This is a genomic window from Pseudoalteromonas sp. 2CM28B, assembly GCF_023161935.1.
In genome coordinates, this window is sequence record NZ_JALNTH010000004.1 from 1 (window position 1) to 12,756 (window position 12,756).

15 protein-coding genes and 1 tRNA gene are annotated in these 12,756 nt (G+C 42.1%); 8 read left to right on the top strand and 8 right to left on the bottom strand.

The genetic code is table 11. The annotated features are described in order from the left end of the window. The 3 genes from MTN96_RS06745 to dnaQ all read right to left on the bottom strand — a co-directional run bounded on the left by MTN96_RS06745 (position 1) and on the right by dnaQ (position 2,265). Positions 1 to 74 (bottom strand) — tRNA-Asp (locus MTN96_RS06745). 98 nt (positions 75 to 172) lie between these two features. Beyond that, positions 173 to 1,543, bottom strand: coding sequence for a TIGR03503 family protein (locus tag MTN96_RS06750; protein WP_248531064.1), 1,371 nt, complete (start codon positions 1,541 to 1,543; stop codon positions 173 to 175). A gap of 8 nt (positions 1,544 to 1,551) precedes the next feature. Continuing rightward, the gene (gene dnaQ / locus MTN96_RS06755; protein ID WP_138579816.1) at positions 1,552 to 2,265 is read right to left on the bottom strand and encodes a DNA polymerase III subunit epsilon; all 714 of its coding nucleotides are present in this window, start codon (positions 2,263 to 2,265) and stop codon (positions 1,552 to 1,554) included. A gap of 68 nt (positions 2,266 to 2,333) precedes the next feature. Here dnaQ and rnhA point away from each other — a divergent pair, with 68 nt between their 5' ends. Further along, positions 2,334 to 2,798 (top strand): ribonuclease HI, encoded by a 465-nt coding sequence (gene rnhA / locus MTN96_RS06760; RefSeq protein WP_248531066.1) that lies wholly within the window; start codon positions 2,334 to 2,336, stop codon positions 2,796 to 2,798. Between the two features lie 78 nt (positions 2,799 to 2,876). On the opposite strand, the gene MTN96_RS06765 is transcribed toward rnhA, so the two are convergent. Further along, positions 2,877 to 3,653, bottom strand: a complete 777-nt coding sequence (locus MTN96_RS06765) for a class I SAM-dependent methyltransferase (RefSeq protein ID WP_004585979.1) — start codon at positions 3,651 to 3,653, stop codon at positions 2,877 to 2,879. A 53-nt stretch (positions 3,654 to 3,706) separates the two neighbouring features. Between MTN96_RS06765 and gloB the strand changes: the two genes are divergently transcribed. Both gloB and MTN96_RS06775 read left to right on the top strand, forming a co-directional pair. Next, positions 3,707 to 4,480, top strand: coding sequence for a hydroxyacylglutathione hydrolase (gloB, locus tag MTN96_RS06770; RefSeq protein ID WP_248531068.1), 774 nt, complete (start codon positions 3,707 to 3,709; stop codon positions 4,478 to 4,480). 184 nt (positions 4,481 to 4,664) lie between these two features. Beyond that, positions 4,665 to 6,242, top strand: coding sequence for a LysM peptidoglycan-binding domain-containing protein (locus MTN96_RS06775; RefSeq protein WP_248531070.1), 1,578 nt, complete (start codon positions 4,665 to 4,667; stop codon positions 6,240 to 6,242). Positions 6,243 to 6,515: 273 nt separating this feature from the next. Here MTN96_RS06775 and MTN96_RS06780 read toward each other — a convergent pair whose 3' ends face one another. From MTN96_RS06780 to MTN96_RS06790, 3 genes are read right to left on the bottom strand one after another with little or no spacing between them, the layout of a single operon-like run. Next, the gene (locus tag MTN96_RS06780) at positions 6,516 to 6,965 is read right to left on the bottom strand and encodes a flavodoxin (protein ID WP_024033689.1); all 450 of its coding nucleotides are present in this window, start codon (positions 6,963 to 6,965) and stop codon (positions 6,516 to 6,518) included. After that, complete coding sequence (truC, locus tag MTN96_RS06785; RefSeq protein ID WP_248531072.1) at positions 6,965 to 7,729, bottom strand: tRNA pseudouridine(65) synthase TruC; 765 nt, start codon at positions 7,727 to 7,729, stop codon at positions 6,965 to 6,967. The genes MTN96_RS06780 and truC overlap by 1 nt, the downstream gene beginning before the upstream one ends. Continuing rightward, entirely contained in the window at positions 7,722 to 8,042 is a 321-nt protein-coding gene (locus tag MTN96_RS06790) for a YqcC family protein (protein ID WP_121637250.1), read from the bottom strand. The genes truC and MTN96_RS06790 overlap by 8 nt, the downstream gene beginning before the upstream one ends. Before the next feature lie 105 nt (positions 8,043 to 8,147). On the opposite strand from MTN96_RS06790, the gene MTN96_RS06795 reads away from it, so the two are divergent. Further along, complete coding sequence (locus tag MTN96_RS06795; RefSeq protein WP_024033692.1) at positions 8,148 to 9,176, top strand: DUF3549 family protein; 1,029 nt, start codon at positions 8,148 to 8,150, stop codon at positions 9,174 to 9,176. Further along, positions 9,176 to 9,475 (top strand): DUF3301 domain-containing protein, encoded by a 300-nt coding sequence (locus tag MTN96_RS06800; RefSeq protein WP_004585972.1) that lies wholly within the window; start codon positions 9,176 to 9,178, stop codon positions 9,473 to 9,475. The genes MTN96_RS06795 and MTN96_RS06800 overlap by 1 nt, the downstream gene beginning before the upstream one ends. A gap of 740 nt (positions 9,476 to 10,215) precedes the next feature. Here MTN96_RS06800 and MTN96_RS06805 read toward each other — a convergent pair. Beyond that, positions 10,216 to 10,860, bottom strand: a complete 645-nt coding sequence (locus tag MTN96_RS06805; RefSeq protein WP_055255230.1) for a GNAT family N-acetyltransferase — start codon at positions 10,858 to 10,860, stop codon at positions 10,216 to 10,218. Between the two features lie 211 nt (positions 10,861 to 11,071). On the opposite strand from MTN96_RS06805, the gene MTN96_RS06810 reads away from it, so the two are divergent. From MTN96_RS06810 to MTN96_RS06820, 3 genes are all read left to right on the top strand, one after another. Then, positions 11,072 to 11,311, top strand: a complete 240-nt coding sequence (locus MTN96_RS06810; protein WP_004585970.1) for a DUF2789 domain-containing protein — start codon at positions 11,072 to 11,074, stop codon at positions 11,309 to 11,311. Between the two features lie 270 nt (positions 11,312 to 11,581). After that, positions 11,582 to 11,845: a hypothetical protein gene (locus MTN96_RS06815; RefSeq protein ID WP_004585969.1), complete on the top strand. Its 264-nt coding sequence runs from the start codon at positions 11,582 to 11,584 to the stop codon at positions 11,843 to 11,845. Between the two features lie 13 nt (positions 11,846 to 11,858). Next, positions 11,859 to 12,632 carry a Zn-ribbon-containing protein gene (locus tag MTN96_RS06820; RefSeq protein WP_004585968.1) on the top strand — a complete coding sequence of 258 codons (774 nt, stop codon included), beginning with the start codon at positions 11,859 to 11,861 and terminating at the stop codon, positions 12,630 to 12,632. Positions 12,633 to 12,756: the final 124 nt, after the last annotated feature.

Below are 12,756 nucleotides of genomic sequence, written 5' to 3' on the forward strand. Positions count from 1 at the left end.
CGGAGTGGACGGGACTCGAACCCGCGACCCCCGGCGTGACAGGCCGGTATTCTAACCAACTGAACTACCACTCCGCATTTTCGTTTCTGCTTAGGTCTCCCTTTGCAGCGGCGTGAATAATACGAATCAGCCCCTACTTCGTCAAGGGCTTTTTTGTTTTTTTACAGGTTTTTTAGTCATCTGACATCGAAAGGTTTAAAATTTCACCTGATTTGTCACTTTTTGAGCCATTTTTGCCGACTTGATTTTTTTCTGCATCGGCGTTGCTCTCATCGTTTACTTTCTTTTTGTTTAAAAAAGGCAGTTTAAAGTTAAATTTGATTGGCTTTTTCTGTACAAAAATACGAATTGCTAACCACCCTAACAATAAAATGAGCAAATTACAGCCCACGATTAAAGTCACTAATGTAGAAGTGGCCATTTTTTCTTCAACGGGTTCAGCTTCCAAGGCCAGATTTTGATCAATAAGCGTAGCAGGGTCTATTTCGGGCACTGCTTCTATTGGCCTTTCTATCTCAAATTTGTATGTTGGTATTTTGGCCATAAACTCACGACCGTTTATATTAGTGCCAAAAACAGACAGTTCAACGCTGTATCTTCCCCAATCATAGTTTTTAATTGCTAGTTGGCGTGTATCACCCGCTTGCGCGTCAATTGTAAACATTTGCTCTTCATTGTTAGGGTAATAAATTTTTCCCTGCACAATAACGGTTTCGGGTTTAACTATGTTGCTATCTATATTAATAGATAGCTGGTGATCGTCAGTATCAAGCTCTGCCAGTGCGACCTCAGATTTAAATGGCGGTTCATGCACAATGATAGGGTCTTGCACAATCCGTCGCTGCAATAAGGGGGTCGCTATATAGAGTTCTGGTGTCCACTGCCCTGCAGGAAAGTCTAATTTAAATTCGCCAGTAAACACTCCATCGTTAGGGCGTTCATCAAAGCCGCGCCCATCGTCTTTAAATTCGGCAACTTCTTGAGTACCTGCACCGAAGTTTGCATAGCTTTCATCGTTAGTACTTACAAAGTCAACGTTTAGGCTAACTACATCTGTGAATAAGTTAGCATCGATAGGCTCATCATCATTTAAAATTTCGCCCGTTATTTTTATTGTCTCGCCTCTAAACAACATAGGAGGTAGTGGCTGTGCTTTTAAAGACACTTCCCCTAACACCACAATGCGGCTGTCGGGCAAAATGCGGCCAATAACTTGCCATGGGCCAGCCATCGGTTTTTTTATGGTGATTAAGTCGTAACTAAGCTCATCAAACCAATCGAGGTTGGGATCTTTAACGGCGTTAGTGGCAAAGTACTTGCTGCCATCGGGCCTGACTAAAATAACCGCGGGCGAACCTGGCTTTCTAAAAAATAGTAAGGTTATTTCGTCTAATTGGCTGTCTATACGAAAACGGTTATCTAGCAGCGGTATTTCATTTTGTTCGCCGTCGCGTTTAAGCAGCTCTACTTGCTTAACGGCAAACGCACTGGCGCTAAACAGTGAGGTGGCGCACAATACAGTTATAAAATACATCGTTTTCATAGTTGGCCTTATTCAGCGCGCCATAAACAGTGGCCGCCTTCTTTGTCTATAAGATCGAGTCGTGCTTCGTGTGCGCTTTGCTCAGCGTCGTTTGCGCGCAATACAACTAAAGGTGCTCGGTCACTACTTAAGCGTCTTATGCCACCAGTCTGCTGCTCGCTGCCGTCATCTTTATTTTGGTTTAAGTTTAGCTTGGTTTGCCCGCCAGTCATGGCAAGGTAAACATCGGCTAAAATTTCAGAATCCAGTAATGCGCCGTGTAATGTTCGTTTTGCGTTGTCTATATCGTAACGGCGGCACAAAGCATCTAGGTTGTTCTTTTGACCAGGATGCAAGTCACGCGCCATTTTAAGGGTGTCGAGAACTTGGCAGTACTCGTGCGTATTTGGGTAGCCTTGGTTAAGCAGCGCAAACTCGTTATCCATATGGCCCACATCGAACGGGGCGTTATGTATTACAAGCTCTGCACCTTTAATGTAGTCAAAAAACTCTTGCGCTATATCGCGATAAAGTGGTTTATCACGTAAAAACTCGTTGGTAATACCGTGAACATCTATTGCTTCTTCTTCAATGCTGCGTTGTGGGTTAATGTAAACATGAAAATTATTACCGGTTAAACGTCGGTTTATTAATTCTACACACCCAATTTCTATAATGCGGTGCCCCTGTTTGGGGTCGATGCCGGTGGTTTCTGTATCTAAAACTATTTGTCTACGTGCCATATCGAATTTAGCCTGACTCTGGTATCTTTCTATAATCACTTTATTGTACATAATATCAAGGTAAAACAGTGCAAAAAACCGTAGAGATTTACACCGATGGCTCATGTTTAGGTAATCCGGGCCCTGGTGGTTATGGTATTTTTATGATTTATAACGGCCACGAAAAAAAATTAAGCCAAGGGTATAAGCTCACCACAAACAACCGTATGGAAATGCTCGCTGCCATTGTTGCCCTTGAATCACTTACCCGCCCTTGCACCGTTAACATCACCACAGATAGCCAGTATGTTAAGCAGGGTATTGAGTCGTGGATTGCAAATTGGAAAAAACGGGGCTGGCAAACATCGGCAAAAAAGCCGGTTAAAAATGTTGATTTATGGAAGCGACTTGATAGCGCTTGTAGCGAGCACACGGTTACATGGAAATGGGTAAAGGGACATAGCGGGCATAAATATAACGAAATAGTTGACGATTTGGCACGTGTCGCTGCAGGCAGTAGCAACCTACTTGATGATGTAGGGTATCAGCCTTAACCCGTTAAAGCTTTCGCACTTTTTAATGTCATGAATGTAAAGCTCATGGCTGGGTTAAAAAGTGCGTACTTACATTATTTAACTATTATTATTTTTTTGCTCACACTGTTTAAAGTGCTGCTTTGAGGTTTGTCTAAGCCCTGCCCCTTTTACAGGTGAAAACTGCGGCCTTGCATGCCACTTAGGTTTTATAGGCGTAAGCGGAGCCACGCGTTTTCGCGCCACCAGCATATACACACTCCCCATAGGTTTTAAATACTGTTTGGCAAAACTGCGCCAAAATGCAAACCGTGAAAGCCTGTTACCCCGCGCAAGAGAGGAGTAAATAAAGCGCTCATCGCTAATAATTTCAAACCCCAATAAATTAAGCCAATCTTTTACCCGCGCAGGCGTAAAAAAACGCCCCGTCCACGGCAGCTTTTGCCCGCTAAAGGGCAGCATTTGCGCCAATCCACATAAACTAAATGGATTAAATCCGGTAATAACAATGTAACCACCGGGTATAAGTGTGCGATGCGCCTCGCGTAATATGTGATGTGGGTCTGAGTGATACTCTAAGCAGTGGCTTAAAATACACGCATCAACACTGTGCTCATAAAAAGGCAGTTCGTCTATATCGGCTATTACACCTGTGTAAGGCCCCTCTTCGGCAACACATACTTGGTGTTTTATAGTGCTTACGCTGGTATTAAGCTCGCCACTTAAATTACCTAATTTAAGCATATGGTAACCAAACATACGCGGCAGCCATTGATCCATTTTTTGTTCAATGTCAGCACGTAAATAATCCCCATGAGGGAACTGCTGCCATGACAGCGGTTTGGGTCCTTCTTGAAAACTAAGGGCTGGTTTCATTTTTATAGCTCGTTATACTAGGTGTTACCCGTCACTTTATAGAGCAAATTAATATGGTGCAAGTTAAAGCAATTAAAGCATTTTCTGACAATTATATTTGGTGTTTAGCTACCCATAATAGCGACCTAGCATGGGTAGTTGACCCAGGCGACGCCCAGCCCGTTATGGCGCATTTAGCAGAGCATAACTTACAACTTGGTGGCATTTTAATTACCCATCATCATAGCGATCATACCGGTGGCGTAGCCGAGCTTGTAAAACAGTTTTCAAACATTGCAGTGTACGGTCCTATAAACAGTCCGTTTGCGGGGATCACCAATACACTGGTTGATGGCGATAGCATTGAGGTATTGGGTACGCGTTTTAACATTATTACCACCCCTGGCCATACCCTTGATCACATTTGTTATATTCATGAAGAGTTGGCTTTTACCGGCGATACCCTTTTTAGTGGGGGCTGTGGGCGATTATTTGAAGGGACGCCTGAGCAAATGTGGGAGTCGTTTATTAAGCTGCGTGAGCTACCTAAAAGCTGCAAAGTGTATTGCACGCATGAATATACACAAGCCAATTTAGCATTTGCAAAAGCCGTAGAGCCGCGTAACCCTGAGCTACTCCAATACAGCGATAAAGTTGATGCACAGCGTGCTAAGGGCGAAATTACACTGCCAAGTACAATAGGCCAAGAGCTTAAAGTTAATCCGTTTATGCGCAGCGACCTACCTACTATTACAGAGTTAATTCCAAAAGAATTTGTGTTGGTTACAAAAAACAATGAACCATGGGAAAACTTTGCAAGTCTGAGACGATTCAAAGACAACTTTTAGTAAAGATATGTTGACCTGTTGTAATTAATTTTGCAGCATCGTGGTTAGGTATATCCTAGGTAAAACCATTGGTTTAAAAATAGCGAATGGTTTTATCAACATGTTAAAGTTGGTCGTTAAGTGGCAATGTTGACTCATAACGGGTAGTATTCGCCGAGTTTTTTTACCTGATGTATTGGTATATATGAATAAATCTCCTCTATTAATTGCCTTGGCGCTTGCGCTAAGTGGTTGTCAAACATTAACAACCGTAGATTCAGACGCACAAGCTGCTACCCAAGCAAATAAGCGCTTAGAAGGCGCAAGCCCTAACGATATTAACAATGCATTGATGGTAAACGCCCAATATCAACACGTTGAGCAGAGCGAAGACGCCCCCGTTTTTGACGATGTGTGGGAGCGCATTCGCTACCAACTGTCTATTGATGTACCGCAAAACCGCCCTGTTGTTACCGAGCGTAATTACTATGCGCGTCATCAAGCTTATTTAGACCGCATTTCAAAACGCGCAGAACCTTACTTACACTTTATTGTTGAAGAAGTAGAAAAGCGCAAAATGCCTATCGAAATTGCCCTTTTACCTATTGTAGAAAGCGCGTTTGACCCATTTGGCTACTCTAATCGCAGTGCTTCGGGTATTTGGCAATTTATGCCAGCCACTGGCGAGCGTTTTGATTTAAAACAAAACTGGTGGTACGACGGCCGACGCGACATAGTGCAATCTACGCGTGCTGCCCTTGATTACTTATCGTATTTACACAAAACCCTTGAAGGCGATTGGTTAAACGCCATTGCCGCTTATAATTCAGGCGAAGGGCGTTTAATGCGTGCGATTAAGAAAAATCGTAAAAAGCATTTACCAACAGACTTTTGGTCTCTCGACTTACCAAGCGAAACCACCGCGTATGTACCAAAGCTTTTAGCCCTTGCCGATTTATTAAAACGCGCTGATGAATTTAATGTAAAATGGAAACCGGTTATCAACGCGCAAGTTGTAGAAGTGGTTGATGTAGGCACGCAGATTGACTTAGCACTGGCCGCAGATATGGCCGATATGACTCTTACTGAGCTATACAGGTTAAACCCAGGCTTTAACCGCTGGGCGACCGACCCTAACGGTCCGCATTTTTTACTATTACCCACCGATAAAGCGGAACAATTCAGCCAAAAGCTGGCGCAAACCGATGTTAAAGACCGCTTACGCTGGCAGCAATACACTGTGGCGAGCGGAGATAGCCTATCGGTTATTGCTAAAAAGTTTACCACTAGCACCAGTGCTATTCGCTCGCTTAATAAATTAAAGTCAAACACCATACGTATTGGCCAACAGTTATTAGTACCCTTAACCGATGGCGCAATTAATAGTGAACATTTACCTAAGCAAATGCGTTTAGCTGCTAATAAAGCCACCCGTACTAAGCTGTCGCACACGGTTAAAAGTGGCGACACCCTGTGGGACATTAGTCGCGAATACGATGTCACCATGGATGAGCTGGCCTCGTGGAATAAACTGAAGAAAAACTCAGTATTGCGCTTAAATCAAAAGCTCACTGTTTATAAATCAGCGAGTAAACCACAAGCAACTGCAAGTACTAATCGCACCATTACGTACAAAGTACGCCGTGGTGACTCGCTTGCACGTATTGCGTCTAAATTTAATTTAACCGTAAACGAAATTATTAAGTGGAATAACTTAGCCGGCCAAAAGTATTTACAGCCTGGCCAAAAGTTAAAGCTTAAGGTTGATGTAAGAAGTAGTTAACCAACGGTTTAATAATTAAAAAAGGAGCGCATGCGCTCCTTTTTTGTACATATAAGCAGTTAATACCAATTCGCTTAATTAAATGCTCTATTTTGAGGCCGGAAAAACGTGTTAATAGCTAGGCAATAAATTCGCTATTTAGTTGTTCTCGGCAATTGCTCCTGCATGGCTCTGCCTTCTGCATCCATGCGGTCGTAAATGAGCATTTTTTAACGCAGCTAGCGACACGTTTAACCCCGCAAAATGATTAAGCATTATTGCGCATTGGTGTTACTAAGCTGGTAATTTTTCAAGCCATGCTTTTAACCACGGCTCTGCTACAGGCCATGGCTCAAAGTCTTCGCAGGCATCTATTTCTAAACGGTTTCCTACTGGCTTAGCTTGCAAGTCACGTAGTAGCTCATCAAAGCTGCGCCCTGCACCGCAAAACGTATCGCCGTAGCATCTATCGCCCATGGCTATAACACCAAATGGCTTATCGGTTAGCATCGGAAATGTGCTGTTCATAGCAAAGTAGAGCCCAGCTAAATTGCTAGGTACATCGCCTTGCCCTGTGGTAGAGGTAACAACTAATATATGTGAGGCGTTTTTTATATCATCAAGTGAGGCCTCACTAATAACGCTCGCAGTGTGCCCCGCTTTTTCAATTGTATTTGCAACGTCGTAGCTTAAACGTTCTGCTCCGCCGTTAACGCTGCCTACAAAAATACTAATATGTGCCATTAATAATCCTTTTCTTGCTGTGGCCAACCTAGTTGCTTACATATACTAAGCATGTCTTCACCTAGTGGCGCTTTAATTACGATGGGTTTATGCGTGTAAGGGTGCACAAAACTAAGCTGCGTTGCAAATAGCATTAACCGCCTCAGTGCAAAATGCTCCCTAAAAAATTGATTATGCTGATTATCACCATGATTTACATCACCAATAATAGGTATTGATAAATGATTAAGGTGGCGCCTAATTTGATGCTTTCGCCCCGTTTTTGGGAAACACTCTACGAGCGAGTAACGCACCGTGGGGTATTTACCAATAGGAATTGGTAGCGTGGCTTGATGCAGACAATTAAATTGTGTTTGCGCCGCTTGTGGCGCTTTATCTTGCGTGGCAAATTTGTCAGCTATTTTATCAAGCTCTTCTTTTAACGGTTTATCTAAAAACACCGATTCAGGCGCAAAACCACGTACAAGCGCTAAATAACGCTTTGTAATAGTGCCTTCAATAAATAGCTTGTTCATGTCTCGGGCAGATTCTGAACTTAAAGCAAATAGCAGCACACCTGATGTTGGTCTATCTAGCCTATGCACCGGAAATACATGTTGCCCTAATTGGTCGCGCAGCATTTGCATTGCAAACTGGGTTTCATGTTTATCTAAAAAAGAGCGATGAACCAATAAGCCTGAGGGCTTATCTATGGCAACAAAGTATTCGTCTTGGTAAAGAATATTAAGCTCGCCGTACTCTACAGGTTCTCCCTTTTCAGTCATTGGGTTTACCTAAAAAAGCATCAAGTTCACTAAGTAGCGTTATAATTTCGCCGCTGCCGGTTTTACCCACTAGCGCCATTTCTGCCATAGGCGCAATGGCAAAATTTTGCGGCAATGGTTGGCTGAGCGTTATTAACTGCTGCATTTTTTCAATAAATACAAACTGTAACCATTGCTCAAATGCCATGGTATCGTGACAAAAAGGCACTTGAGATTGTAATTTATGCGCCTCTATTGGCGTGCTTTGCCACAACTTATGTTTTTTTAAAAGTATGCTTAATTGGTTTAAATAAGCCTGCGTTTGCTGATACATAACCACTCTTCTTTTTACGTTATAGGGCAATTATACCCTGTTCCCTCAATGCCTGCTATGGCGTATAATTAAGGTAATTTTGCAGTAAAAACAATTGAGATAACGATGAGCGAACACATAGCGACACTTGGCCAACTTTTAGATGGCGCCGGTACACAATGGCGTGCTTTTGATATTGGTAGGCATATTACTAAGCTTGATAAAAAACAGTTTTTAGCTATTGAGCAAGCGCAAGTTCCTTATCCTTATCCGCTTGCGGGGCATGCATGGCTGGCTATTCAATTTTGGGATAGCAAAGCAAGTAAAGAACCTTATGTATGGTTTTTAAAGTTTCCACTTGATGAGCAAAGTAAATTAGTGAGCGCGAGCCGCGATCATTTCGCTAATATGGTAATTGAAGCCCTAGGCAGCGAGATTACCGGCGAGCAAGCCGATGGTAAGCTAGATAATAACCCTTATGTGTTTACCCCTAATGCAAATAAATTAGCGGCTTTTAACGCCCAACTTAAAGTATTGTTAAAGCAACCAGCCTCTAAATATTACGAGCACACGCAGCTGTACTTTAGTGGCGCTTTAGGTTTTGATGATTGGCAAAGCGTTGCGCTACAAGGGATTGCCGATTTTGCACTGCGCTTAAATAACGACAACAACTTAGCAAACTTGCAAAAAGCTTGGCCGCATTTACCACTAGAGGTATTGCAGCCTTTGAGCGCCATGCTTGAACATGTAGAAATACCGCCATCACTCAGTGAGCTTTTAGTCGCCTATGGCCACACTGCCATTGAAAATAACGATACAATTGCACTAACTGCCGCACTGCGCTCGCTTTCAAAAGGCCAAGCCCAAGGGCTGTGTACACAACTAGTAGATGCTGCATTAAGCTCATCTGTTGGCACTGATTCAGATGTACTTTTAACGATTGCAGGGCGATGCTTTTCTCAACTAGAAGAGCCTGAACGCTTACATATTTTTATGGATAATTGTGCGCACCACCAGCAAATTGCCGAGCTATTTCCCAGTATCTTTGCTGATTTAGTTGCAATACCCACTATACGCCCACACTTACTAGGCTTATTACGTAAAGAAAACCGCAGCGAAACGCTCGCTCGCGCAATTGGAAGGTTGTTCTCTTAATGGCTACTTTGTGGACGTTTATCGCCATTGGCGCTGTAATTTACTTATTTTGGCTAAACCGAAAAGTAGCAGAAGCTGCTAACAGTCATGCCGCGCGCCAAGCTGAGCAATTACAGGTTCAGTTAATGAGCGTAGCGTGCACAAAACGCCGCTTTGGCATTTTAAAAAATGGCAAACCGGGGATCAAAAGCGAATTTATGTTTGAGTTTTCAAGTGATGGCGAAAATGCCTATCAAGGTATTTTAATTATGGAAAATGAAATGCTAAAAAGCGTTGTTGTGCCGCCACACAAAATTTAACTTTAATCGTTAAAACCGGTGGGGTTAAAGTGAACCACTAAAATAAGTTAATACATAAAACTAAGGCGTAACAAAAGTTACGCCCCACTCTTACAGCATCCTGCTTGTTATCCTTGACCCAAAATCCGTATTATCATCCCCTGAACGAGTAAACAACCCTATTTACCCTCAACATTGCATCCTGCAAAATCCATAACCATCCTGGCTAACCCACGTAAACTAACGCTTGGCTACTTACTGTAGCATCATCCTTGGTCATCCTTTTAAGTAGCTCCTGCCACTTTAAATGCATCCTGCATTTTCCACTTGCCGCCTTGGCCATCCTGCGTAAACTAACGCTCCTGCTACTTCCTGTAGCCTCATCCGTAAATATCCTTAAGTAGTTCCAACTACTAAGCGCTTCATGCACTTCCTAGTTCGTCCTTGCGTCCTTTTTAACTTGTCCTTTATGCTTCCTGCTAGCATCTGCTATGTTGCCTATTCCGTATCCTTGGCAGTAGCTTAGTCATTAAGCTATGTCGTCTTGACAAGTTAAATACTACGCGAGTTTGGGTTTCATCCTACTAGGTAAACAAAATTAATTTTTCGTAATATATATGAAAAAATATAAAACCACATATAAAACAAAAACTTACCCTTTTAAAGCTGCATTTGTGAACGACCGTAACTGATAATGCGCACGCCAATGTAAGATATATCTCACGGGCATATATCCGTAATGGCGCTTATCGCTTACAGACTTACTTTGCATATGGTTTAAAAAGAAGCTCTCCGGATACTTTATTAAAGGCAAGTGCTTTAAAAGTGCTAAATCCTTCTGATTTAAAAAACGTATTATGCTCTTGGCGTGTAACAAAAACGGCAAGCCCTTTGGCCCCTGTGTTTTGAGTTGCTAAATCATCTAAGCCTCGTAACAGGTATCGCCCAAGCCCGTGGCCTTGCACGTGCGGGTCTACCGCAATAAACGCTAAATAGTAGTAATCGCCAATCTCATTAAGCGCAGTGCGTATTGTTTGCTCTTTTTCTATTAGTTGGTTGGTTTGCAAATACCCTGCGCTCAGCATTAACTTTAAGCGCCAATGCCAATAACGCTCTGGTTGTAATTGGCTGCTTGACTCAAATACACACGCCACTGCTTTTAATTTATCATCGCGGTACAAGCCTATTAATGGCAGTTTTTCTTGCCAAAAAGCACTGAGCTCTTCGCGTATCACTGAGCGTAATTTTTTCTCGTAGGCAGCCATATTATGTTGATCATAACCTAATAAATTTTGAAGTAGCGGATCATCATGATAGGCCTGATAGATTAAACTCCCTGCAGTGCTTATATCTTCAGGGGCAAGGTATTGTACGCTTAATGTGTGCTCATTAGAGGTGACTGTCATTATGTATCCTTTTTGCTTTACTACCTTCAACGTTGCCAAACTATTTACCGTATATAAAGTAATTGGTAATTGTATGGCGAAAATGTTTATCTATACTGCAAGTTAACTATATACCTAAAGCAAAAATATCGTCAATTCAGCGAGAGTTTAACTAGCAAAGCCTATAGTCTGGCTCTAAGCTTGGTTTAATTTAATCAGATGGAGTAATAATATGGATACGACAAAACACGATATGAAAACGTTGTTTGCACAATTGGGTTTACCTAGCTCAGAACAACAGATTGACGATTTTATTGCTTCTCACTCACTAGAAGACACAACGCTTTTACAACAAGCTCCTTTTTGGGATGAATCACAGCAGCATTTTTTAGCAGAATCGCTAGCAGAAGATGGCGCGTGGAGCGAAGTAATTGATGAACTTGATGTGAGGCTTCGCCAAGAAGGTAAGTAATACTAATTTGCTTAATTATGCGACCTATTTTGAGGCTCGATAAACGTGTTTATAGCTAAGCAAAAATTAACTATTTGCTTGTTCTAGATGAAAAGTTTTTAACACAGGTAGCGACCCGTTTAGCCCCGCAAAATGATTAAGTATTATTGCGAATTGGTATAATCCCCCCTCTGCTTATACCAAGGCTTTATGCGCCTTGGTATTGTTGCTACTATAGCACCCGCGCAGCAAACACTTGCTGCGCTTATATATTAAAGAGTTACAAATCTAATGAATGCAGTTGTATTTGATGCAATTAAAGTCCTTCTTGATGAAGGCAAAACCCCTACTGTTGCCCTAACTAAAAGCCGTTTAGCACAACCTGTGCCTATGCCGGTTATTATTGCCGCAGTAAGCCAATATAAAAATAATCCTGATTCAATTCATAATTTAATGAAAAACCCTGAGCAGAGCATCGTTGAGCCTAAAACATCTCAACTCGATCGCATTGAGAAAAAACTCGATAGGTTGCTAGCCCTGTTAGAGCAAAAATAATTTGAGACTATAAATGTTCGTTGTTGATTTAACGTTTGACTGCTACCAAGACACCACCCTAGAGCACGCCGAGCAAGCCATTAACCGATTAGTTAATGCACTGCGTTTTAATGGCCAAATTATGGGGGAAGAATTCCCAACTGTACTAAAAGATGGCTATTTTATTACCCGTGTAATGTGCCCAACCGAAGACGCCATGCACCCATTAAATAATAGCCCTTTTGTAAAACACAGTATTGAGAAGCTGCACAGTGCAGGTTTACTTGCTCCTAAAATAAAAGTTATTGGCCAAGACATTCACTCAAACGGTGCCGATACCTGTAAATCGCCTTCAAGCTATATTTTATACACAACCTATGTGCATACCTGTAGCCCACTGTATTGTGGTGATGACTTTTTACCTGTGCCATTGTTTACTATTCCGGCCATTGCTAATGGGGATTATAAAACACTCATAAAATGGCAAGAAGATTGGCAAGCCTGCGATCAAATACAAATTAACGGCGCTACTCGGTGCGAATTTCCAGCGCTTGAAGAAATATCAAGCACACAAAGCGACTTATATCGCCGCGGTAAAGACATTGCTAAACGTATTCGCTTTTTAACTCAAAAACCGGTTTATTATTATTTATACCGTGTAGGCGGTGTAGATAAAGCCTCAGAACTTGAGCGTAAATGCCCTAGCTGCAATAGTGAGTGGAAATTGCCAGAGCCGTGGTTTGGGTTATTTGATTTTAGGTGTGAGCCGTGTGGGTTGGTATCTAATGTTTCGTGGGATTTTCAGTAACTAAAAGCCTGCACTTTGTAAAATAAAGTTACACACCTTATACAAAATCAGCTTAATGCATTGCACTAAGCTGATTTTTTAATGCTCAATTAAATTAAGTAAAAGCGGCGAGTAAAGCTACAAT